General features: G+C 42.0%; 21 protein-coding genes and 1 pseudogene. 21 read left to right on the top strand and 1 reads right to left on the bottom strand.

Annotated features, from left to right (window positions below; all coding sequences use genetic code 11):
• Positions 1–148: 148 nt before the first annotated feature.
• The 8 genes from E0H79_RS01055 to E0H79_RS01020 are packed head-to-tail and all read left to right on the top strand — an operon-like array spanning position 149 to position 7,860.
• Positions 149–1,207: a pilus assembly protein PilM gene (locus E0H79_RS01055; protein ID WP_004974460.1), complete on the top strand. Its 1,059-nt coding sequence runs from the start codon at positions 149–151 to the stop codon at positions 1,205–1,207.
• Positions 1,207–1,842 (top strand): PilN domain-containing protein, encoded by a 636-nt coding sequence (locus tag E0H79_RS01050; RefSeq protein WP_004974461.1) that lies wholly within the window; start codon positions 1,207–1,209, stop codon positions 1,840–1,842. Before E0H79_RS01055 ends, E0H79_RS01050 begins: the two co-directional genes overlap by 1 nt.
• Positions 1,839–2,609, top strand: coding sequence for a type 4a pilus biogenesis protein PilO (locus E0H79_RS01045; RefSeq protein WP_131260644.1), 771 nt, complete (start codon positions 1,839–1,841; stop codon positions 2,607–2,609). The genes E0H79_RS01050 and E0H79_RS01045 overlap by 4 nt, the downstream gene beginning before the upstream one ends.
• On the top strand, positions 2,606–3,130 hold the full coding sequence (locus E0H79_RS01040) for a pilus assembly protein PilP (protein ID WP_104852650.1): 525 nt from the start codon (positions 2,606–2,608) through the stop codon (positions 3,128–3,130). The genes E0H79_RS01045 and E0H79_RS01040 overlap by 4 nt, the downstream gene beginning before the upstream one ends.
• A gap of 60 nt (positions 3,131–3,190) precedes the next feature.
• A complete protein-coding gene (locus E0H79_RS01035; RefSeq protein ID WP_165492511.1) occupies positions 3,191–5,326 on the top strand; it encodes a type IV pilus secretin PilQ in 2,136 nt (711 codons plus the stop codon).
• Between the two features lie 37 nt (positions 5,327–5,363).
• On the top strand, positions 5,364–5,906 hold the full coding sequence (aroK, locus tag E0H79_RS15460; protein ID WP_004974468.1) for a shikimate kinase AroK: 543 nt from the start codon (positions 5,364–5,366) through the stop codon (positions 5,904–5,906).
• An 18-nt stretch (positions 5,907–5,924) separates the two neighbouring features.
• Complete coding sequence (aroB, locus tag E0H79_RS01025) at positions 5,925–7,004, top strand: 3-dehydroquinate synthase (protein WP_004974469.1); 1,080 nt, start codon at positions 5,925–5,927, stop codon at positions 7,002–7,004.
• Between the two features lie 10 nt (positions 7,005–7,014).
• Positions 7,015–7,860, top strand: a complete 846-nt coding sequence (locus tag E0H79_RS01020; protein ID WP_131260642.1) for a hypothetical protein — start codon at positions 7,015–7,017, stop codon at positions 7,858–7,860.
• Positions 7,861–7,996: 136 nt separating this feature from the next.
• Here the strand turns inward: E0H79_RS01020 and tnpA are convergent, their stop codons facing one another.
• Positions 7,997–8,395 (bottom strand): IS200/IS605 family transposase, encoded by a 399-nt coding sequence (tnpA, locus tag E0H79_RS01015; protein WP_131260641.1) that lies wholly within the window; start codon positions 8,393–8,395, stop codon positions 7,997–7,999.
• A 59-nt stretch (positions 8,396–8,454) separates the two neighbouring features.
• Here tnpA and E0H79_RS01010 point away from each other — a divergent pair, with 59 nt between their 5' ends.
• The 13 genes and pseudogenes from E0H79_RS01010 (at position 8,455) to E0H79_RS00950 (ending at position 23,852) form a co-directional block, all read left to right on the top strand.
• Entirely contained in the window at positions 8,455–9,762 is a 1,308-nt protein-coding gene (locus E0H79_RS01010) for an RNA-guided endonuclease InsQ/TnpB family protein (protein WP_131260640.1), read from the top strand.
• A gap of 549 nt (positions 9,763–10,311) precedes the next feature.
• Positions 10,312–14,787 carry a glutamate synthase large subunit gene (gltB, locus tag E0H79_RS01005; RefSeq protein WP_171458197.1) on the top strand — a complete coding sequence of 1,492 codons (4,476 nt, stop codon included), beginning with the start codon at positions 10,312–10,314 and terminating at the stop codon, positions 14,785–14,787.
• Between the two features lie 91 nt (positions 14,788–14,878).
• Positions 14,879–16,300, top strand: coding sequence for an FAD-dependent oxidoreductase (locus E0H79_RS01000; RefSeq protein ID WP_131260638.1), 1,422 nt, complete (start codon positions 14,879–14,881; stop codon positions 16,298–16,300).
• Between the two features lie 291 nt (positions 16,301–16,591).
• Positions 16,592–17,182, top strand: a complete 591-nt coding sequence (locus E0H79_RS00995; RefSeq protein ID WP_019836149.1) for a LemA family protein — start codon at positions 16,592–16,594, stop codon at positions 17,180–17,182.
• Between the two features lie 19 nt (positions 17,183–17,201).
• Positions 17,202–18,317 (top strand): TPM domain-containing protein, encoded by a 1,116-nt coding sequence (locus E0H79_RS00990; RefSeq protein ID WP_131260637.1) that lies wholly within the window; start codon positions 17,202–17,204, stop codon positions 18,315–18,317.
• Positions 18,311–18,871 (top strand): TPM domain-containing protein, encoded by a 561-nt coding sequence (locus E0H79_RS00985; protein ID WP_131260636.1) that lies wholly within the window; start codon positions 18,311–18,313, stop codon positions 18,869–18,871. Before E0H79_RS00990 ends, E0H79_RS00985 begins: the two co-directional genes overlap by 7 nt.
• A 607-nt stretch (positions 18,872–19,478) precedes the next feature.
• Positions 19,479–19,940, top strand: a complete 462-nt coding sequence (locus E0H79_RS00980; RefSeq protein ID WP_165492510.1) for a pilin — start codon at positions 19,479–19,481, stop codon at positions 19,938–19,940.
• A gap of 67 nt (positions 19,941–20,007) precedes the next feature.
• Entirely contained in the window at positions 20,008–20,451 is a 444-nt protein-coding gene (locus E0H79_RS00975; protein WP_131260634.1) for a pilin, read from the top strand.
• Positions 20,452–20,473: 22 nt separating this feature from the next.
• Positions 20,474–21,217, top strand: coding sequence for a TfpX/TfpZ family type IV pilin accessory protein (gene tfpZ, locus E0H79_RS00970; RefSeq protein ID WP_131260633.1), 744 nt, complete (start codon positions 20,474–20,476; stop codon positions 21,215–21,217).
• A gap of 21 nt (positions 21,218–21,238) precedes the next feature.
• Positions 21,239–21,322 (top strand): annotated as a pseudogene (locus tag E0H79_RS15615) (type IV pilin accessory protein); the annotation flags it as partial.
• A gap of 151 nt (positions 21,323–21,473) precedes the next feature.
• A complete protein-coding gene (locus tag E0H79_RS00960; protein WP_131260632.1) occupies positions 21,474–23,105 on the top strand; it encodes a PglL family O-oligosaccharyltransferase in 1,632 nt (543 codons plus the stop codon).
• A gap of 218 nt (positions 23,106–23,323) precedes the next feature.
• A complete protein-coding gene (locus E0H79_RS00955; protein WP_004974509.1) occupies positions 23,324–23,566 on the top strand; it encodes a type II toxin-antitoxin system ParD family antitoxin in 243 nt (80 codons plus the stop codon).
• Positions 23,559–23,852, top strand: coding sequence for a type II toxin-antitoxin system RelE/ParE family toxin (locus E0H79_RS00950; protein WP_070153485.1), 294 nt, complete (start codon positions 23,559–23,561; stop codon positions 23,850–23,852). Before E0H79_RS00955 ends, E0H79_RS00950 begins: the two co-directional genes overlap by 8 nt.
• Positions 23,853–23,900 lie beyond the last annotated feature (48 nt).

The raw sequence follows: 23,900 nt of genomic DNA, 5'->3' as shown, positions 1-23,900 counted from the left end.
GCTAATAGCAAACTAATTGCTGGTCAGTATAGCGAGTAGATTTACGGATTGTTAGATGAATTATTGTATCCGTAAAAAATTATAGACCAGCGCGGATTAGTAGGTTAAATTTTTTTGGGGATAAAAAAATAATAGGAATGGTACTATTGTGCGTAGGTTATATCGTAAGCCAAGTAAGGGGTTAATAGGTGTAGATATTAGTTCTACTTCTGTTAAGTTATTAGAACTCTCTGTTAAGAATGGTAGATACTGGGTCGAGAGCTATGCGCTGGTCCCACTTCCAGAAGGCAGTGTGGTTGAAAAAAACATTCTCAATCCAGAAGCAGTCGGGGATGCGCTTGAACGTGCATTGAACTTAGCAAACACGCAATCTACATCTGCAGCATTAGCAATTCCAACCTCAATGGTGATTACCAAAATCATTGAAATGGATGCAGATATGACTAGCGATGAGCGTGAAGTTCAAATTCGTATGGACGCCGAGCAATATATTCCATTCCCATTAGATGAAGTCAGCCTAGACTTTGAAGTCCAACCAGACCGTTTAGCCAATCCAAACCGAGTCAATGTGTTACTGGTTGCAACACGTTTAGAAAACGTAGAAGCACGAGTAGAAGCATTGGAGTTGGGCGGCTTGACAGCCAAAATTGCCGATGTCGAAAGTTTTGCCATCGAAAATGCCTTTAAAGTGTTCTCCGATACCCTGCCAATGGGTGTGAACACCATTGGTATTTTGGATATTGGTCATACCATGACCACCTTGTCGGTACTGCAAAATAACAAAATTATTTATACCCGCGAGCAAACCTTTGGCGGTAAGCAGCTGACACAAGAAATTCAAAACCGTTATGGTTTGTCGTATGAAGAAGCAGGACGTGCGAAAAAAAGCCGTACTTTGCCAGATGACTACGATGTAGAGGTGCTCGAACCGTTCTTAGAAGCGGTGGTGCAACAAGCGGCACGTTCATTGCAGTTCTTTTTCTCATCTTCACAATTTAACGAAATTGATCACATTTTATTGGCAGGGGGGAATGCCAATATTCCAGGTCTTGCGAAGTTGTTGCAGCAAAAACTGGGCTACCGTGTGACCATTGCCAATCCATTCTTACAAATGGGCTTCTCTCCACAAATCGACATTAAAAGAATTGAAAGTGATGCGCCGTCATTGATGGTGGCATGTGGTTTAGCAATGAGGAGTTTTGATTAATGGCAAAGATTAACTTACTCCCTTGGCGCGATGAGCTAAGAGAAAAACGTAAAAAAGAATTTATTGTATTTTGTATTGCAGCGGCTGCTGTTGGGGTGTTATTGGTGGCTTTGGCGTGGTTCTTCTACAACGCGAAGTTACAAGATCAAGAACAAGCCAATCAATTGGTGATCAGTACCAACCAAAACCTAGATGTACAATTAAAATCTTTAGAAGGCTTGCAAGAACAGCGTAATGCTATTGTTGAGCGCATGAAGCTTATTCAGGGCTTACAAAGTCAGCGTCCAATTGCCGTGCGTTTGGTGGATGAATTGGTGCGTGTGACACCAAGCAATATGTACTTAACCAAAGTGAGCCGTACAGGCAATAAATTCACTTTTGAAGGCAAGGCTGAAAGTCCAAATACTGTGGCTGAATTCTTGCGTAATTTGGAAGCATCGCCGTGGTATCGCAATGCATTTATGAATTCATTCTTAGCCAAAGAAGAAAATAAAGATAAAGCACCAAGCTCTGTGGTTCCTCGTGTAGAGGAAAGTTACGGTACTTTTGTAGTAACTTCAGATTTAGAAGAAATTGCAATTCCAGTAACACCAACAGAATCTAATTCAACATCAGCAGCGGGGGCAGCACAATGAGTCTCGATGAATTTGATGAAGTAAATCAGGATGCTGCTGTTGCTCCGAAAAAGAAAATGACAGTTGAAAAGTTTTTTCAACAGTTCAATACCCTAGATCCTAACAATTATGGTGCTTGGCCACTTTCGGTCAAAATTACCTGCTGGATTTTTATTATTTTCCTGATTCTAGCTTTAGGTTACTTTGTCGTAATCAAGCCAAAGTTAGATGCCATTGCAGCAGCACATACACAAGAACAAAACTTGTTAAATGAGTTCCGTGAAAAAGATTCTAAATTGCGTAATTTGCAGCAATACCAAGCGCAATTACAAGAAATGGAAGCGAACTTTAACCAACAACTTGAACAATTGCCAAAAGAAACTGAAATTCCAGGTTTAGTTGAAGATATTAACGTCACAGGCGTGAATTCAGGTTTGAAGTTTAAAAACATTCGTTTAGAGAACGAAATTAAACAAGAGTTCTTTATTGAACAGCCAATTTCAATTGAAGCGACAGGCGATTATCATGCCTTTGGTTCATTCGTAAGCGGTACAGCAGCATTGCCACGTATTGTGACCATGCACGACTTTGAAATTGTGGCGACTGAAAATAAAGACAAGAAAACCGATATTCCGCAAGTAACCTATAAAGCGCAAGCAAAAACTTATCGTTATGTAGGCAGTGCAGATGCGCAAACTACAATGGAAAGCAGTGCAACCGATACTGCTGCGAATAGCGAGAAGAGTAATAAAAGAGTAAATAATACTGCGAAAAGGGGTAAAAAATGAAAATTGAAAAGCTTTCGTTAGCCCTGTTGGCAACTGTATTAATGGTGGGATGTGATTCACGGATTGATGCAGTCAATGCACAAATGGCTGAAATTCGTAATCAGCCACCACTACCCATTGAACCTGCACCTGTGTTTGAGCCTGCACCAACCTTTAACTATGCAGCACACCAGCTCAAAAGCCCATTTATGCCAAGTTCATTGGCGGCAGAGCTTAAAATTATGGCAGGGAAGCGCGTTTATCCGAACCTTGCCCGCCAGCTACAACCACTGGAAAATTACGCACTTGAGTCACTGACCATGAAAGGCAGTATGCGTCAAAATGGTCAAATTTTGGCATTGATTCAAACACCTGATGGTGAAATTGAGCGTATCCAGCGTGGTAGCTATATGGGGGTAAATCATGGTCGTGTGGTGAATATTACACCTACACAAATTGATTTAATCGAAATTATTCCAGATGGTCGTGAAGGTTATGTAGAACGTCCAAGAAGTTTAGTTTTAATTGGGCCTGCGCCATAAATTAAAGGAATAAAAATGAATAACAGTGTGAAAGATTTTATTTTTGGGGATGGTAATACAATGAACAATTTGTTCCGTCAGTTTTCAATGGGCGCAGTCGCAATGGCAGTGATGCAAGTTGCCAATGCCCAAGTCAGCATTACCAACATCGTACCCATGCAAATTCCGGGACAGGGCACCGAAATTCGTGTCATGTTTAATGGTTTGCCACCTCAACCTGCTGCATATCAGCTGGAACAACCTTCCCGCTTGATTTTAGATTTTGATAAAGCGCAACAAACGCTGAAGCAAAACAGCGTTGCAGTCGCAACCAAAGAAGCCAGCTCTGTAGAGGTGAGCTCAGATGCACAGCGTTCACGTTTAACTGTGAACTTGGCCGATGCGGGCGCATTTACCACGCGTGTTGAAGGCAACACCTTTATTTTAAAAATTAACTCAACTACGGCAACGCCTATGGCTGCCGTGACTGCTCAACGTAGCGCACAAGGCGTATCCAATATTGGTTTCCAGCGTGGCGGTGAAGGTGAAGGTCAGGTGGTGATTGATCTACTCGGTAGCAATACTCCTGTAGATGTGCAGCAGCAAGGCAGCAAAATTGTGGTACGTACTTTAGGCAATAAAGTACCTGCACATTTAGCACGTCGTTTAAATGTAAATGACTTTGCAACACCTGTATCGACCATTGATGCACACAATGATGGCAGCAATGGCGTGATTACTATTCAAGCTGCAGGCAGCTATGAATATATGGCATATCAGGCAGAAGACAAGCTAACCATCAGCTTAAAACGCCCTGTCGATAAAAACCCGTTTAAACCACGTGCAGCTCAAAGCTATACAGGCAAAAAGATTTCACTAGATTTCCAAGACATCGAAGTGCGTCGTGTATTGCAGTTATTGGCTGATTTCACAGGCATTAACATGGTGGCAGCAGACACTGTGCAAGGCAACATTACCTTACGTTTAAAAGATGTACCTTGGGATCAGGCGTTAGACATTATCCTGAAAACCAAAAATTTGGATAAGCGTCGTAATGGCAACGTGATTTGGATTGCACCTGTTTCTGAATTGATTAAAGCCGAAGAAGAAGAAGCCAAAGCGATTGCGCAAAGTGTGAAACTGGCGCCACTACAAACTGAATATATTCAATTGAACTATGCCAAAGCGGCAGATATTGAAAAACTAATTACGCAAGGCAAGAATGCATCACGTGGTGGTTCAAATACCAATACAGGTACTGATCCATTAGGCGATAGCGTTGGTAGCTTGTTGAGTCCACGCGGTACAGTGTCGGTAGATCCACGTACCAATACCTTAATCATCAACGATACATCGGCAAAAATTGATCAGATTCGTCAAATGATTGATTTGCTAGATGTATCTGTGAAGCAGGTGATGATTGAAGCACGTATTGTTCGTGCAACCACAGATTTCACCAAGGAAATGGGGGTGAAGTGGGGCATCTTGTCACAAGGGATTACCAATAATAACCACTTGTTGGTGGGTGGTAGCGATACGACTTTGTGGAACTTGCGTGAACCAGAAAAAGATAGTGATACGGGTGGTTGGAAGTACGAAATTGAACGTCCACAAAACCTGAATGTCGATTTGGGTGTGACCAGTCCAGGTGCCAGCCGTATTGCATTTGGTTTAATCAGCTTGTCTGACTTTATGCTCGATTTGGAGTTGTCGGCATTACAAGCAGATGGTTACGGTGAAGTGATTTCGACACCAAAAGTTCTGACTGCAGATAAGCAAAATGCCAAAGTGGCATCGGGTACGCAAATTCCGTATCAATCTTCTGAAGGTGGTGGTGTCAATGCCGTATCTACTACAGAATTCATTGATGCGACTTTAAGTTTGGATGTGACCCCAAGTATCACGCCTGACGGTAAAGTCCAAATGCAATTAAATATCACCAGTGACTCACCAGGTGCACCTACACCTACAGGTCAGCTCACCATTAACAAGAACGCGGTGAATACCAACGTTTTGGTAGATAATGGTGAAACTGTGGTCTTGGGTGGTATTTTTGAGCAACAAACGGCTAACTCACAAACCAAAGTTCCATTCTTGGGCGATATTCCTTATATCGGACGTTTATTCCGTAAAGATATCAAGTCGGACAACAAACGTGAGTTGCTGATTTTTGTTACACCACGAATTGTTAATGACAGTGTTTCAAGAAATCATTAATATATTTTCAATTTAAACAAAATTTATAGGTGACTCCTTGCTAAGCAAAGAGTTTGACACCCTACCAAATATCTATTTGGTAGGGCCGATGGGGGCAGGCAAGACCACTGTAGGACGCCATTTGGCGGAATTGTTAGGGCGTGAATTTCTAGATAGTGATCATGAAATTGAACGCAAAACTGGCGCTACGATCCCTTGGATCTTTGAAAAAGAAGGTGAACAAGGGTTTCGTAGTCGTGAAACAGCGGTTATTGATGAGTTAACCACACGGCATAAACTTGTACTTGCTACAGGTGGCGGCGCGGTGACTCAAGCCCCGAATCGAGACTTCTTAAAACAACGTGGTATTGTTGTTTATCTATATACCCCTGTCGAAATTCAACTTCAGCGAACTTATCGCGATAAAAACCGTCCTTTACTTCAAGTCGAAAACCCCGAACAAAGATTACGTGATTTGCTTGCAGTGCGTGATCCGTTGTATCGTGAGGTGGCGCATTATATTATTGAAACCAATCAGGGTGCTGCGCGAGATTTGGCGCAAAAAATCTTAAATACGATTGTTTCAGAGCAAATATCTTAGGTAGAAAGCGACTTTTTCATGCAGACTTTACACGTTGAACTCGGCGATCGCCGTTACCCTATTTTTATTGGCAGTGATCTTCAGCCCCAAGAATTACTTGCACTTTATATTAAAGGTCAGCAAGTCATGATAGTGACTAATACCACGGTTGCACCTTTGTATTTAAGTCACTATGTGACGGCTGTTGAAGCACTTGGTAAGAAAGTGGCAACCTGTATTTTGCCTGATGGAGAAAAATACAAAGATATTCAGCATCTCACTCTTATTTTTGATGCCTTGCTGGAAGCTGGTTTTAACCGTGATTGTACGGTGCTGGCTTTGGGCGGTGGCGTGATTGGCGATATGGCAGGTTTTGCTTCGGCAAGTTTTCAGCGTGGAGTGTACTTCATTCAAGTACCGACCACTTTATTGTCGCAGGTCGATTCAAGTGTCGGTGGCAAAACAGGGATTAATCATCCATTGGGTAAAAACATGATTGGCGCGTTTCAGCAACCCCAAGTGGTGCTGGCCGATATGTCGCAACTGAATACTTTACCTGAGCGCGAGTTGTCTGCAGGCTTAGCCGAAGTCATTAAATATGCGCTTTTGGGTGATGTCGAGTTTCTAGAATGGCTTGAAACGCACATGGAAGCATTAGTCGCGCGTGATCCTGCTGTACTGGCAGAAGCGGTATATCGTTCATGTGCACATAAAGCACGTATTGTTGCCAATGATGAAAAAGAGCAAGGTGAACGCGCTTTATTGAATCTTGGGCACACCTTTGGGCACGCAATTGAATCTTATTTGGGTTATGGTGAATGGTTACACGGTGAAGCTGTCGCGACAGGGATGGTGATGGCAGCCGATTTATCACAGCGTATGGGCTGGATTTCTGCTGAAGATGTAGAGCGTACAAAAAATATCATTTCTCGCGCCAATTTACCGATAGTATGTCCGCAAATTCCACTGGATCAGTTTTTGGCTTATATGGCACACGATAAAAAAGTGCTGAATGGTCAATTACGTTTGGTGCTCATGAAGCAATTGGGTCAAGCCATCATCACCAAAGAGTTTGACTTAGAATTGATGAAACAGGCGATTTTAGCCAATCAAGCATAAAAGGCAGCATATGACAGCACTGCGTACACACTGGCAAAAAATTCAACAGTCAATTTGGTTGCTGGGCGCGGTGCTGTGTTTATTGGCGGCACTGATTTTTTGGGCGGTGACAGACCGTGAAGAACTGGTTGAAATTGAAAAACAACCAGAGTCTGAAATTGAATTACAAATTCAACCCGAAAAGGTTGCTGCAACCACCTATTTGGGTGGTTTGCAAGAAGAAGTCCGCCCTTTGGAACTCACCACGCGTTTAACAGCTTCTGGTTTGCATGAGGCTGAATTTCGGGGTACTAAATTTATTCAGGAACAAAAAAATAACAGCACAATTGAATTGTTTCGGGTCAGTGATGAAAACATCATAAAAAGTTTTATTAAAAAGCAAACAGATCGGAGCAAGCTGTTTTATATTCGTTTAAGCGGTGAGGGGCAGTCTGAACAATATGTGATGCTATATGGTAGTTTTGGCAATAAACGCGAAGCTGCACATGCTTTGACAGCGCTGCCATTCAAATTTCCTGAAACCATTCAGCCTGTAGTGGTGCAATTTGCTGACTATCGTCCTTATGTCAATGATTTAGGGGCGGATGAAATGGGACTGAGCACCAAGTTATATGCGGTAAATTTACGTCCAGCAGCTGTGCCTAAAATAGATGAAAGTGCTTTGGCACGTCCACCTGCAACCACAACGACTGCACCGACTACGCAGGCTGTTGCACCGCAAAATAGTACCACCAGCACTACAATTACCCGCCGTGATCAGGAGGGTAATGTCGTTGATGTACAAAAATCACAAAGTGGTACAGCACCAACTCAGCCAGATGCACCTGAACCTGAAGTACGTGATCCTTTTAACTAATCATAAACACTTCCAATACGCTTTTTAGCTCAAGTCGAGTCATTCAAATAGCTACTTGAGCTTTATCCTTTTTGTTTATCTCCAAGTGAAAGAGGACTCCACCCGTCAGTCAGGGTGGAGGTGAATTTCACAAATTTCAACCTTGTTGATTCTGAATATATTGTTTGATTATTTCCAAAGGCGCACCACCACAAGACCCTGCAAAATATGATCTTGACCATAAAACAGGTTTTGTATAATTCCCTCTCAAGTCTAAAAACTCATTTCGCATTCTTCTACTTGTTACAGACTTTAAATTATTAACCAATTTGCTTAACTGTACCGTTGGTGGATACTGAATAAGCATGTGAACATGGTCGGATTCACCATTACATTCCTTTAATTCAGCATCAAAATCTTTACATATTTCAGTTGCACACTCATTGAAATATTTATGATGCAACTCACTTAGTATTTTTTTTCGATATTTCGTTATAAAAACTAAATGAACATGAAGATTAAAGGCTGAATGTCGGTTTTTATATATCTCACTCATTGAAAAAATATACCTAAAATGTTAGAATCAGCACCATATTAACAGATACACACTCATTAATGAAAATCAACAAAGCGTATAAATTTAGGCTTGAGCCTAATGTCGAGCAAGAGGTTATTTTAAATAATCTCGTTGGCTCTGCACGCTTTGTTTGGAATCAAATATTAGCAATTTCATTTGAAATGTTTGCTCAAAATAAACACATTAATGCGGTGAATCTAGTAAAAAAGATAACAGCACTGAAAAAGAATCCTCAGTTTAGCTTTTTAGATGGAAATTCAAATGCTGTGTCACTTCAACAAAAAGTTCGTGATCTTGCATCAGCATGGGGGAAGTTTTTCAACCCTAAAGAACATGCTCGACTAAAAGAAAAAAAGCGCAAACCTAAGAAACCTAAATTTTTTAAATTGGCTGATGGTACTGAGGTTCAGTTGCGCCCACTTATGCCTAGATTTAAGAAAAAATCAGACGGTTATGATTCCATTCGCCTTGTACAATTCGATAAATACTGTTGGGTTAAAGGAAATAAACTCAAACTCCCTAATGGCGTAGGTGTTATTAAATTCAGGAAGTCGCAAGAGATTCTAGGCACAATAAAAAATGTGACGATCAGTAAGGTGTCAGGACGTTGGTACGTTTCATTCTGTACTGAAACAGAACTTACTGAAATGCCGATCCACCCATCAAAATCAGCGATTGGTGTTGATCTTGGTGTTAAGAAATTAATCACTACCTCAAATGGTCAGGTCTTTGACCCGATCAATAGCTTTAAAACCAATCAGATTAAATTAGCTAGACTTCAACGGAAGCAGAGAAAGAAAGTTAAATTTAGTCAAAATTGGAAAAAACTGAATTTTAAAATCAATAAACTACATCATCACATTGCCAATATTCGTCATGACTACTTGCAAAAAATCACTACAACGCTCAGCAAAAACCACGCAATGATTGCTGTTGAGGATTTAAAAGTAGCAAATATGTCGAAGTCAGCAAGTGGCACAATCGAAAATCAAGGAAAGAATGTAAAAGCTAAGTCAGGCTTAAACAAATCAATCCTAGATCAAGGTTGGGGCATGCTCGTTAGTATGTTGGAATATAAGCAACAATGGCGAGGTGGATTACTTGTAAAAGTTGATCCGAAGTACACAAGTCAAACCTGCTGTGAATGTGGTCATGTAGCAAAAGAAAACCGACAAACTCAAGCTAAATTTGAGTGTGTCGGATGCGGTTATGTTGCGAATGCGGATTTAAACGCATCTCGTAATATATTGTCGGCAGGACATGCCGTTTTGTCTGTGGAGGGTGGATGCGGTAAAGGTCGCCCTAAGAAGCAGAAAGCAAGCGAAATCCGTGAGGAAGTCGCCTAAGAGCTTTGCTTTTAGAATCCCCCACTTGAGTGAAAACGAAAGTGGGGGGAGTATGTCAATTTGGCTCAATTGCACCAATTTGATCTAAAAAAATTATTCTTCTCACTAAAAAATGCGTTCTAAAATGGCGCAGCATGGTGTATAAAAATAATGAAATGCACAAAAATAGTGCGAATTTGACTTAAAAATGTGATCTGATTTTACATTTTTAGGGTTAAAGCTGAGATTTGGCTCATGTGCGAATAAAAAATAAAGTTGGCATTGTTTTTGCTTTTATTGGTGCGTGAATTGAGTTGTTGTCCCTATTTTGGCGCAAAAAAGATTCAATGATTGTGCGAAACTGTCAAATTTGCCTGCTACATTAAAGTGTAAAAGTTGCGTAAATGATGAATCGGTCACTCAGGCTTTTTAATCGGTATTGATTGAAATAAATGTGTGACATTTCATTTACCCAAGGTTGATGTTTAGAGTTGTAAATTGAGTTAAATCGCAAAAACAGATTGTTTAATTGGCCCAATTGGGCAAGTAAAAGAAGGGTACGCTATGCACATGCCATCGCCTAATACTGTAGCTCCCACTCAAGGTTTATACCAACCAGATGAGTTTAAAGATAACTGTGGTTTCGGTTTAATTGCCCATATGCAGGGTGATGCAAGCCATGATCTCGTCAAGACTGCCATTCATAGTTTAAGTTGCATGACCCACCGTGGTGGTATTGCTGCAGACGGTAAAACGGGCGATGGATGTGGTTTGCTGTTGGCAATGCCAAAGCAATTTTTCCGTGAAGAAGCAAAACGCTTAAGTGACATTACCCTGAGCGAAATTTTTGCAGTGGGTACAGTATTTCTGAACCTAGACCCTGCTTTGGCGACACATGCTAAAAATATCCTGACCAAAGAAATTGAAGCTGAAGGCTGCAAAGTATTGGCTTGGCGTGTGGTGCCAACCAATAATGAGGCATTGGGCGAAATCGCCATGCAGTCTTTGCCTGCTTTTGAGCAAATTATTGTCAATTGCCCATTGGGTGTGACTGAGGTTGAATTTAACCGTAAATTATTCTTGGCACGTCGTCGTGCCGAGCAGCAATTGACTGCTGATCCATATTTTTATGTGACCACGTTATGCTCAACCGTGATCAGCTATAAAGGTTTGATGATGCCTGCTGCTATTGCAGACTTCTATACCGACCTTGCCGATGCGCGTTTGGCATCACATATTGTGGTGTTCCACCAGCGTTTCTCGACCAACACCTTGCCACGTTGGCCGTTGGCACAGCCGTTCCGTTATTTAGCACACAATGGTGAAATCAACACCATTACTGCCAATCGTAATTGGGCAATGGCACGTACCCCTAAATTTGAAAATCCATTATTACCGGGTTTGACTGAGCTTACGCCAATTGTAAACCGTACAGGTTCAGACTCATCTAGCTTAGACAACATGCTGGAAATTCTAGTGGGTGGCGGAATGGATTTATTCCGTGCCTTACGCATGTTGGTTCCGCCTGCATGGCAGAACGTCGAAACCATTGATGCCGATTTACGTGCCTTCTATGAATTTAACTCTAAACACATGGAAGCGTGGGATGGTCCTGCAGGTTTGGTGATTCAGGATGGTCGTCATGCCATCTGTATGTTAGACCGTAATGGCTTACGTCCTGCGCGTTGGGTGATCACTAAAAATGGCTACATCACTTTGGCCTCTGAAATTGGGGTGTGGGGTTATGAACCTGAAGATGTAATTTCTAAAGGACGTGTTGGCCCTGGGCAAATTTTGGTGGTGGATACCTTTACAGGCAAAGTGCTCGATACGCAGGATGTAAATAACCATCTGAAAAGAATGCGTCCTTATCGTGAATGGTTACGTGAAAATTCAATCCGTTTACAAGGTAGCCCAGAGCTTGAAGAATATTTGTGTGATCAGGGTTTAAAAGGTGATGCCTTAAAAGCTGCACAAAAAATGTTTATGGTGACCTTTGAAGAGCGTGATCAATTATTGCGTCCAATCGCAGAAAGCGGTCAAGAAGCCGTGGGTTCCATGGGTGATGATACGCCAATGGCAGTATTGTCGCGTCAGGTACGCCATGTGTCGGATTATTTCCGTCAGCAGTTTGCGCAGGTGACCAATCCACCGATTGACCCATTGCGTGAATCGATCGTGATGTCTTTGGAAACCTGTTTAGGGCGTGAACAAAACGTATTTGAGCAAGGCCCAGAACATGCAGACCGCTTGATTATCTCAAGCCCTGTGTTGACCAACTCCAAAATGCACCAAATTCGCACTTTGGGCCGTAAAGGCTATGAAATTGCCGACATCGACCTGAACTATGCCGAAAGCGAAGGTTTGCAAGCTGCAATTCAACGGATTTGCGAAACTGCTGCACAAGCGGTGCGTGAGGGTAAAACTTTATTGGTACTCACCGATAAAAAAATCCGTGAAGGTTACTTGCCTGCGAATGCGGTCATGGCGACTGGTGCGGTGCATCACTACTTAATACAAGTCGGTTTACGTACCGATGCCAACATTATTGTGGAAACAGGCTTTGCCCGCGATCCGCACCAATTTGCAGTATTGCTCGGTTTTGGTGCAACTGCAGTGTACCCATATTTGGCTTATGATGTGATCAATGACTTGATTGCCAAAGGTGAGTTATTGGGCGATCCAGTCTATGCGCAAAGCAATTTCCGCAAAGGCATTGAAAAAGGTTTGCTTAAAGTCTTATCCAAAATGGGGATTTCAACTGTAGCCTCTTACCGTGGTGGTCAGTTGTTTGAAGCAGTCGGCTTATCTGCCGAAGTGGTGAATACTTGCTTTATTGGTGTACCAAGTCGTATTCAGGGTGCAACCTTTGCCGATCTGGAAAATGATCAGAAAAAACTAGCGGACACTGCATGGAAATCACGTAAACCAATTGATCAGGGTGGTTTGCTGAAATTTGTATTTGGCAAGGAATACCATGCCTTTAACCCAGATGTGATCAATGCCTTACACAAAGCGGTGCGTTCAGGCAATTATGCAGATTTTAAAGAATATGCAGAAATCGTAAATAATCGCCCAATTGCTACCATTCGTGATCTCTTTAAATTGAAAACAGACCATTCAATTGCCTTAGATCAAGTTGAATCGGTTGAGCAAATCCTGCCACGTTTTGACTCTGCGGGGATGTCTTTGGGTGCGTTGTCACCAGAAGCGCATGAAGCGATTGCGATTGCCATGAACACTATTGGTGGGCGTTCAAACTCAGGTGAGGGCGGTGAAGACCCTGCGCGTTATGGCACGATTCGTAACTCGAAAATCAAACAGATTGCTTCGGGACGTTTTGGGGTCACACCTGCTTACTTAACCTCTGCAGAAGTGTTGCAGATTAAAGTGGCACAGGGTGCAAAACCAGGCGAGGGTGGTCAGTTACCGGGTGGTAAAGTGAATGGCTTGATTGCCCGTTTACGTTACTCTGTGCCAGGTGTAACTTTGATTTCACCACCACCACACCACGATATTTATTCGATTGAAGACTTGTCACAATTGATTTTTGATTTAAAACAAGTCAATCCACAAGCCATGGTATCGGTCAAACTGGTGTCTGAACCGGGTGTGGGTACCATTGCAGCAGGTGTCGCTAAAGCCTATGCCGACTTCATTACCATCTCGGGTTATGATGGCGGTACCGCAGCATCGCCACTGTCCTCTATTCACCATGCAGGTTCACCGTGGGAGTTGGGTTTAAGCGAGGCGCATCAGGCACTGCGTGTGAATGACTTGCGTGGCAAAGTCCGTGTGCAAACCGATGGTGGCTTAAAAACTGGTTTAGATGTGGTGAAAGCGGCAATTTTAGGTGCGGAAAGCTTCGGTTTTGGTTCAACGCCAATGATTGCCTTAGGTTGTAAATACTTGCGTATCTGTCACTTAAATAACTGTGCAACAGGGGTAGCAACGCAGCAAGATCATTTGCGTCAGGAACACTATATTGGTGAACCACAAATGCTGATCAACTTCTTCACATTTATTGCTGAAGAAACTCGTGAATGGTTAGCAGCATTGGGTGTGGCGAGCTTAAAAGACTTGATTGGTCGTACCGACTTACTGGAAATTTTACCAGGTGAAACTGAAAAACATGCACATCTTGATTTAAGTGCCTTGTTAGAATCACACCCTGCGGCAGAAGGCAAAGCGCAATACTGTCAAGTTGAAGGCAATGCACCATTTGACAAAGGCGTCTTGGCTGAAAAAATGATTGCAGAGATGTTGCCTGCAATTGAAGCAGGTACAGGTGGCGAGTATTACTTTAATGTGAGCAACTGTGACCGTTCTATTGGTGCACGTATTTCAGGTGAAATTGCCCGTCGTTATGGTAACTTGAGCATGGAACATCATCCTGTCAAAGTGAATCTTACAGGTACTGCAGGGCAGTCTTTAGGTGTTTGGAATGCAGGTGGTTTGCATATCAAACTTGAAGGTGATGCCAATGACTATGTGGGTAAAGGCATGGCGGGTGGACGTATTTCCATCTTCCCACCAAAAGGTTCGCCTTTCCAAACTCAAAACACAGCGATAATTGGTAATACCTGTCTCTATGGTGCAACCGGTGGTAAATTATTTGCTGCAGGTACGGCAGGTGAGCGCTTTGCGGTGCGTAACTCAGGTGCCTTCGCTGTGATTGAAGGGGCAGGCGACCACTGCTGTGAATATATGACTGGCGGGATTGTCACGGTATTGGGCAAAGTGGGACACAACTTTGGTGCGGGCATGACAGGTGGATTTGCCTATGTACTCGATTTGGATAATGACTTTGTAGACCGTTACAACCACGAATTGATTGAGCTGAATCGTATTTCGACTGAAGCGATGGAAGAACATAAAGCATTCTTAGGACGTATTTTAGATGAACATATTGCCGAAACAGGCAGTGCGTGGGCGTATAAGATCCGTCATGAGTTTGATTTCTATAGCCGTAAATTCTGGTTGGTAAAACCAAAAGCTGCCAACTTGCAGACTTTGTTGAAAACCACCCAAGCAGATCCACAATAATCCACGACTCAGCATTCGGCAGATGTGGATAACTTTAGACTTATACCCAGTGTAAATGTCGCGTTATCCACATCCACCTACGGAGAAAGACATGGCAGAACGCCTACATAATGACTTTCAATTTCTGGATGTAGCACGCCAAGATCCAGAGAAAAAAGATCTCGATGTCCGCAAAAATGAGTTTGTGGAAATTTATAAACCGTTTACTGCAGAAGTAGCGGTCAATCAGACCCATCGTTGTTTGGGCTGTGGTAACCCATACTGTGAATGGAAATGCCCCGTGCATAACTACATTCCGAACTGGCTTAAACTAATTTCGGAAGGTCGTATTTTTCAGGCAGCAGAATTGTGCCATCAAACCAATACTTTGCCTGAAGTTTGTGGACGTGTTTGTCCGCAAGACCGTTTGTGTGAAGGCGCATGTACCTTAAATGATGGTTTTGGTGCAGTCACCATTGGCAATGCCGAAAAGTACATTAACGATACAGCTTTTGCCTTGGGCTGGCGTCCAGACATGTCGCATGTGAAATGGACCGATAAAAAAGTGGCGATTATTGGTGCAGGCCCTGCAGGTTTAGGCTGTGCCGATATTTTGGTGCGTAATGGGGTTAAACCTGTGGTCTTTGACAAACGGCCTGAAATTGGCGGCTTGCTGACTTTTGGTATTCCAGAATTTAAAATGGAAAAAGACGTGATGAAACGCCGCCGTGAAATTTTTTCGGGCATGGGGGTTGAATTCCGTTTAAATACTGAAATTGGTACAGATATCACGATTGAACAATTGCTTGCAGATTACGATGCGGTATTTATGGGTATGGGCACATACACCTATATGAAAGGTGGCTTTGCCGGTGAAGATTTAGATGGTGTTTATGATGCGCTGGATTTCTTGATTGCGAATGTCAACCGTTGCCAAGGCTGGGAAAAAGACCCTGCAGAATACATCAGTGTTGAAGGTAAAAAAGTGATTGTACTGGGTGGTGGTGATACTGCCATGGACTGTAACCGTACATCAATTCGTCAAGGTGCGCAGGAAGTGACCTGTGCTTATCGCCGTGATGAAGCCAATATGCCAGGTTCACGCCGTGAAGTGAACAATGCCCGTGAAGAAGGTGTGAATTTCTTATTTAACCGTCAACCAATTGAAATTGTCGGTGAAAATGGTAAAGTCACAGGTGTAAAAGTGGTCACCACGCAATTGGGTGAGCCAGACAGCCGTGGTCGTCGCAGCCCAGAGCCTGTACCAGGCTCAGAAGAAGTTTTAGCTGCAGATGCCGTGTTGCTAGCTTTTGGTTTCCGTGCTAGTCCTGCAGATTGGTTTGCCTCTGCCAATATTGGGGTAGATGGTTCAGGTCGTGTAGTGGCAGCAGAACAGCAAACATTTAAGTTCCAAACATCTAACCCGAAAATTTTTGCAGGGGGCGATATGGTGCGTGGTTCTGATTTGGTCGTGACTGCAATTTGGGAAGGTCGTCAGGCGGCAGAAGGTATTTTAGATTATTTAGAGATCTAAACGAGTTTGTTTTGCTTAGATCTTGAAAGGGCTGAGTTTTAAGGAATTCAGTCCTTTTTTATTGGATATTTTATCCAGCTCATCTTCTTGTGGAATATATTGCCATCCCTGATTCATATAAGGTTTAAGAGCTGAAACTTCAATATCAATTCAATCTGCTGTAGAAGGTTATTGTTTGATGTACGCAGTTTGGTGGTTCGCTCGATTAAACAAAATAAACAAACAGGTCAGAATTTCACGTTAGAATGAAATCATTTCATACAAATACAAAGAAAATTTTGAGGTTAATTTATGAATTTCACAAAAAAAACCATGCTCGCGGTGGCTTTAACCAGTACTTTGACATTAAGCGGCTGCGGCTATAACACCTTACAAGTGAAAGATGAAGCCGTGACTGCTTCTTGGTCAGAAGTCCAAAACCAATATCAACGCCGTGCCGATTTAGTGCCAAACTTGGTGAATGTGGTCAAAGGCTATGCCAAACATGAAGAACAAGTCTTGACTGAAGTCACTCAGGCACGTGCCAATGTCGCAGGCTTAAAAGTGGATAAGTCGGTATTAGAAGACCCTGCGTTATTCCAGAAATATCAGGAAGCACAGGCGCAAATGACCAGTGCCTTGTCGCGTTTAATTGCGGTGTCTGAAAATTATCCAGACTTAAAAGCCAATGAGCAATTCCGTGATTTACAAGTACAACTAGAAGGCACAGAAAACCGTATTGCCGTGGCGCGTAACCGTTACATCAGCACAGTGCAAGACTTTAACAGCTATGCACGTCAATTCCCGCAAGTAATGACCGCTAAAGTCATTGGTATGGACACCAAACCAAACTTCAGTGCCGAGCAAAGCGCACAAACAGCACCGAAAGTTTCGTTTGAATAACGCCTAGGAGGATGTCTGGATGCTGCAATTGCACAGCAAGACCTGTATAAATCTAATGCAGATGCTGCTGCTAATGGTTGTTATGTGTTTCAGTTGCTTTGCATATAGTGAAGTTGCCACTGCAACCGATGAAACCGCCGAAGCTGTGGTGCTGGGTAAAATTGTGCAGCAACAGCATCCTCAAAGTGCAAACCCCATCCCAGATCTTGCAAACTCACGCCAGTCTACATCGAGCACTCAGCAAGCGCCTGTAGGATCACCTGTTCAGCAACCGCAAATTGCCCATGATATGGCAGAGGGTGAATCTATCCGTGCTTTGCCGACCTTGAATCAGCCCGTAGTAGATCAAGCAAATTTGCTCACTGCTGCAGAAAAACAGCAAATCAGCCAGCGGATTTTAAATTTACATCAACACGCCAAAGCGCAAATTGGGGTGGTGATTGTACCGACCACAGGGCAGGAAGATATTTTTGATTTTGCCATGCGGGTCGCAGAACAATGGCAGTTGGGTTCTGCCAAGCAAGACAATGGTGTGTTGATGGCAATTGCAGTGAATGACCGCCGTATTCAAATTTTAACAGGTTATGGTTTAGAGGGCGTGCTGCCCGATATTGTAGTCAGTCGGATTATTAACCAACGTATTACACCGTATTTTAAACAAGCGCAATATGCTCAAGGCATTGACGCAGGCTTGGCAGAAATTGAACGGATTTTAAACTTAGACCCCGAAGTTGCTGCACAAGCGGCGCAAGAGCTCAAACAACGCCATGAACAAGCCTTACAGGAACAACAGGCGCATGAAAAAACCTTGAGCACTGCTTTATTTATTTTAATTGCAGGGGTAATTGGCTCACTGATTGTCGGAAAACGCTTAAGTGCTTCAACCGCTGCCGTGGCAGGTACAGTGGCAGGTTTGATCAATGGTGCAGGCTTAATCACCAGTTTAATGATTGGCGCGGGAATTTTCTTTTTACTCATCACTGCCATTGCACAGACCATTTTCCAAATTTTCTTGTCCTCTGCAGGGCGTGGAGGCGGACGTGGTGGTGGTTTTGGCGGCGGCGGTTTTGGTGGCGGTGGCTATAGCGGCGGCGGTGGTGGCTTTGGTGGGGGAGGAGCATCAGGATCATGGTAACCAAAACAGATACAACAGAAATTATTACTCAACCGAAAATGGTCATTGTAGCCCGTCCGAGTGTAAAGCGTTGGCTGAAGCATTTCTTTTATTTACCTGCCACCAAACGTTTTTTTAATGCGCAGGATCAGCATGCCATTGCAGAAGCGGTGACTGCTGCCGAGCATGGGCATGTGGGTGAAATTCAGGTGGTGATTGAAGGTTGTTTACCCTCGCGGTTGGCGTATGCGATAGATACGCATACACGTGCTCGCCAATTATTTGCAGAATTGGGTGTTTGGGATACTGAATTGAACAGCGGGGTGTTGCTGTACCTGAATTTGTGCGAGCGCAAAGTGGAAATTGTGATAGACCGTGGCATTAAAAGCGCGACCACGCAACAGGTATGGGATGAGGTCTGTGCGCATATAGTGCAGGGTTTGGCACAGCAGCAGTATAGGCAAGCTGTCATCACAGGTGTGCAAGAAATTGGTGAAATATTGGATGCTTTTTACGACCGCCAGTTGATAGATCGTGAGAATGAATTGAGCAATGCGCCGATTATTTTGGGATGAGTGTTGTTGGTGTTTTTCTTTTTTTAATTCCTTCCTGAGCACAAACTTAAGCACGGCTTTACATGACTCACCTTTTTCAAAGGGGGAAGTTTGCACAAGTTTATTTGGGCGATGTGCCAAAAAGTGAAAACTTGCGTACTATTAACTTTTTATATGAAATCAATTTTATAATGAATGTCCCTCTCTTTTTTAAAGAGAGGCTAGGAGAGATTTTTTAAACATTGGCAGCTTTCACTACATCTGGCTCACTTTTTTAAAGGGGGGAAGCTGTGTGAGTACAAAAGACAACCATTGCACACAAGCTAAATTTGCTGAAATTTGAATCAAAAATACGAATAAATGCGTGATGGGTTTATTTTTAAAATTATAAAATGTGACTTGTTGATCTAAAATTGACAAAATTTGTTAAATTCACAATTTACACCTGACAATTATTGTCACTTTTTAACAAAAATATACAGCAAAATTTATAGTCTGAATTTTTTTATGTATAAGGTGCTGTTTTTCTGTGTAAATTGTCTATAATAAAAGTTGGCACGTTTAGTGCTACTATTAAAATAGCTTACAAAGCTTATAACTAAATTAACAACATTTGTGGAGAATGTTTATGAACGCTCAAAAAGGCTTTACGCTGATCGAGTTGATGATTGTTGTCGCTATTATCGGTATTTTGGCTGCAATTGCGCTTCCTGCATATCAAGATTACACTGCACGTGCACAAGCTTCAGAAGGTTTTAAAGCTACTTCTGGTTTACAATCTGATATTGGAACATATTTAGCTGATCGTGGTGCTTTACCTGATGTTGCAGATCAGGCTGCAGGACAACCAGCAGAATCGCTTGCTACACAAGCAAGTGAGTTGGAAGGGAAATATTTCGGTGCAGGTGATGTAACATTGCTTGATGATGGTGTTATTGATGTTCAGTTCACTGCTGGTACTAATAGTGGTACAGGTATGATTTTGACTCCAAACTTATCAACTGCTGGTAGCCAGATTGCTAGTTGGACTTGTGCACCGAGTGCGACTAACCCAATTGAAGCTAAACGCTTACCAACTAGTTGCCAATAATAGCTAGTTATAAAAAAAGAGAGCATAAGCTCTCTTTTTTATTAGATAATTAGCATGGGGTAAGTCTATGAAACAAAAGGGTTTTACACTTATAGAGTTAATATTAGTTCTTGCTATAGTTGGTATTTTAGCCTCAATAGCTGTACCCGCGTATCAAGTTTATATTGGGCGTACGCAAGTTATGGAGGGTTTTAAGGCTATAGATGGATTACGCTCAGAAATAGCTGTTTGGAGTGCAAATTATAAAGCATTTCCTGATAATTCTGCTGTAACACAAACTGGTTACGTTGGAGCAATAGCACATCAAATAGATGGCAAATATATTCAGCAGTATGGAGTAGTTGTAACGGCAAATACGGGCGTCATAACAGTTAATTTTGATGCAGGTAATATTTCTGGTAAAAACTTAGTGTTAACGCCCGCTTTAAATACGAATAATAATGAGCAAATAATAAAATGGCAGTGCAGTGGCTCTGTTCAAGTGCAGTACTTACCAACTTCTTGTCAGTAATTAATTAAAAATTAAGGCATTTATGTACTTAGATAATTTTAAAATACAATATTTTTTAGTTCATTTGGCTTTATCTATTCTTGTTGCTGCTTGCTGTGTGTGGATTGTTTTTTTTCTTTGGCATCCAGAACCATTAGCTAAAGCAATTGGGGTAACAAATATTTTTGTAATGATGCTTATTATAGATGTAATTTTAGGTCCATTATTGACACTACTTGTTGCCAAACAAGGCAAAAAGACACTTAAATTTGACTTATTTATAATTTTTTTATTGCAGATTTCCGCATTAACATACGGTGTATATAATATTTCTATCAGCCGACCAGTTTGGCTAGCCTTTGATACAATGAGATTCGAATTAGTTCAAGCAAATAGTATTCCAACAGAGATGCTCCAAGAAGCCAAATTTCCATATAATCAATTAAGTTTTTTGAGACCCAAATGGGTTGCTATTAAAGTGGCAAAGAATGAAGAAGAAAAAGCTAGCCGTACCTTTTTAGAATTGCAAACGGGGGTTTCTCCAAGTATGCAGCCATCTTTATATGAACCATTAGTGAAACAGGCTCAAGTAATACAAAAGAAGGCAAAGAATCTAGGAGAATTGGAACAATACAACTCAAAAGCAGACGTTGAAAAAACTTTAGCCAAATATCCAAAAGCAGATGCGTGGTTACCTTTGAAAGCCAATACCGTAGATATGGTGGTCTTAGTCGATAAAGAATCTGCAAGCATCATCAAAATTGTAGACTTAAGACCATGGAAATAATTTTTTAGGTTAAAAATGGGAGCCAATGCAATAGATATGGTGGTCTTAGTCGATAAAGAATCCGCATCTATCATCAAAATAGTAGATTTAAGACCATGGAAATAATTTCTTGAGTTAAAATGGAGAATTTCAGTATTCCCCATGCGATCATTCCATTTTAAAAGTGGCAGAATTCCAATCAAACTTGCTACACAAAGCACTATTATCTTGCCAAAAAAAATATAAGATAGAGCCAGTTTTTTAGTCTAGTTTTCTTATGAAATCTGCATTGCTACTTTTGGCTGCCATCCTCATCTCCCTTGCATGGATTTTGCCCATTCACTACCGTCCGTGGGTCACTTATACAGGCGAACTCTACGCATTTTTTGCCCTGTTTGCCCTTGCAGCCTGCCTTTTTAAAGCAAAATTACAAATACCCAAAATCAGCCTGCCCTTGCTAGCATTGTGCAGTGTTCCACTCATTCAGTGGGGCCTTGGCTTAGTCTACTTCTTTGACAAAGCCTTGCTCAGCAGCGTGTATATCTTCAGTTTTTGGTTGGCAATTATTTTTGGCTATAACCTTACTCAAAATAGTATTGAACGTGAACGCATCTTCGCAGGCTTTAGTTATGTGCTACTCGGAGTAGGAAGTGTGACCGCATTCATGGCAATTTGCCAGTGGCTCACACTCGATCAATACCTGCCTATTATGGTAGATATTAAAATCGGGCAACGCCCTTATGCTAACTTCGCCCAACCCAATAACATGGCGACCTTTTTGGTAATGTCATTCATGGCATGCCTATATTTATACGAAAAACAAAAACTTAAAACCATGTGGATTGTGATTGCAGCTGCCATGATTTTGGTCGGTGTGGTACTGAGTCAATCACGGACTTCATGGTTGGCGTCACTGTGTCTCTTGACCTATTTGAGCTATCAACAATACCGTGGTGTGATGCGGATTAAATGGCGCTATAGTTTGCTGTGGTTTGCCGCATTTATCGGGCTGATTTTTATCGCACCTGCTTTTAGTCAATTGCTCTCACAAAGTGCAGACCTTTCGGTGCAATCTCGTGATGTGGTACAGCGCGCCACAGGTGATATGTCACGCTTGGCAATTTGGCAGCAAATGCTCGCTGCAACTGAACATCAACCATGGTGGGGCTATGGTTGGCATCAAACCAGTGTGGCGTATGTCACGATTAGTGAATTTGTGCAAGGTCCTGTGTGGATTCGTAGCGCACACAATTTTATTTTGGACTTTTTACTCTGGAATGGTGTGTTACTGGGCGTGCCATTTTTGGCGTATTTGGGTTATTGGGGTTACCAGTTGCATAAATATACCCAGTCGGTTGAATCGGTTGTGGGGATTTTAATGCTCGGCGCATTTAGCGTGCATGCCATGCTGGAATTTCCACAAAACTATGCCTACTTCTTGCTGCCTGTGGGTTTTATTATCGGCATGGTTCAATCACAACGTGTGTTCAAAAGCTTCACTTTATCTGCAATTTATTTACGCACGACTTTTGTGATTGGTGCGTTATTGTTGATGCTGATTTATCGTGATTATGAGGTGATGGTGCCTAAATTGAATCAGTCGGTACGCTATGAACAGACACCTGAAAAAATCACCCATCAAGAGCGTATTTTGGTACTCGATGAATTTAACCGCCGTATTGCGTGGATTCGATTAAATCCGTATAGCCAGCAAACACCTGAACAATTGCAGGATATCCATGAAATTGTGTTGAATTATCCAACCCGCTACGATTTATTGAAATATGCGCGCGTATTAGCATTTAACGGTTATGAAGCAGAAGCCAAAAAGCAATTATGGTTGTTAAGCACTTTGTGGCAGGTCAATGTAGATTATGCAACTTTGTTGGATGAGGCAAAGCCGCGCTGATTTGTGTAGCGCAAGGAGGGGGATTTGAAAATAGTGAGCCAAATATGGTGAAAATTTTCAATGTTGAAAATCTCTCCCAACTTCTCTTTAAAAAGAGAGGGGGTATTCATTATAAAATTGATTTCATGTGCGAAAATTTAAAGAGATGCTGAACTTTTGTTCAGATAAAGGGAGTTGTGTTAGAATTGTATGATCTATTCAAACAATAAGGCATGCTGATGGCGAGAACTACAAGTGTAACAATTGGCCCACAACTCGATAACTTTGTGAGCAAACTGATTGAATCTGGACGTTATGGTTCAACCAGTGAAGTGATGCGATCTGCACTAAGATTATTGGAGCAGCAAGAAAATCAAACTGCAGCTTTAAAGCAAGCGATTGAAGCAGGTGAGAACAGTGGAGAAAGTACACTTAGCCTAAAAGATATTGCGGCTCAAGTGAAGCAGAAGCATCGTGTATAAGCTATCAAATTTAGCTGTCGACGACTTCACTGCTATTTATGAATACACCTTACTTAATTTTGGTGTAGCTCAAGCTGACCAATACACGCAACATTTGGAAAATACCTTTCATTTGTTAGTGAGTTCACCGCTGATTGGTTATGCATGTGTAGATATTGGCGAGGGAATACGCCGTCACGATCATCATCAACATGCTATTTTTTATAAAAAACAGGATTATGGAATTTTTATTATTCGGATATTGCATCAACAGATGCAACCCATGAAACATTTTTTTGCGTTATAAATACTTTTTTATAAATTCAAGAATTTAAAATGCGCATAAGTAAAATAT

Origin of the sequence: Acinetobacter sp. ANC 5045 (assembly GCF_004331005.1) — a bacterium.
Classification (GTDB): domain Bacteria; phylum Pseudomonadota; class Gammaproteobacteria; order Pseudomonadales; family Moraxellaceae; genus Acinetobacter; species Acinetobacter towneri.
This window is presented reverse-complemented; position numbering and strand designations above follow the sequence as displayed.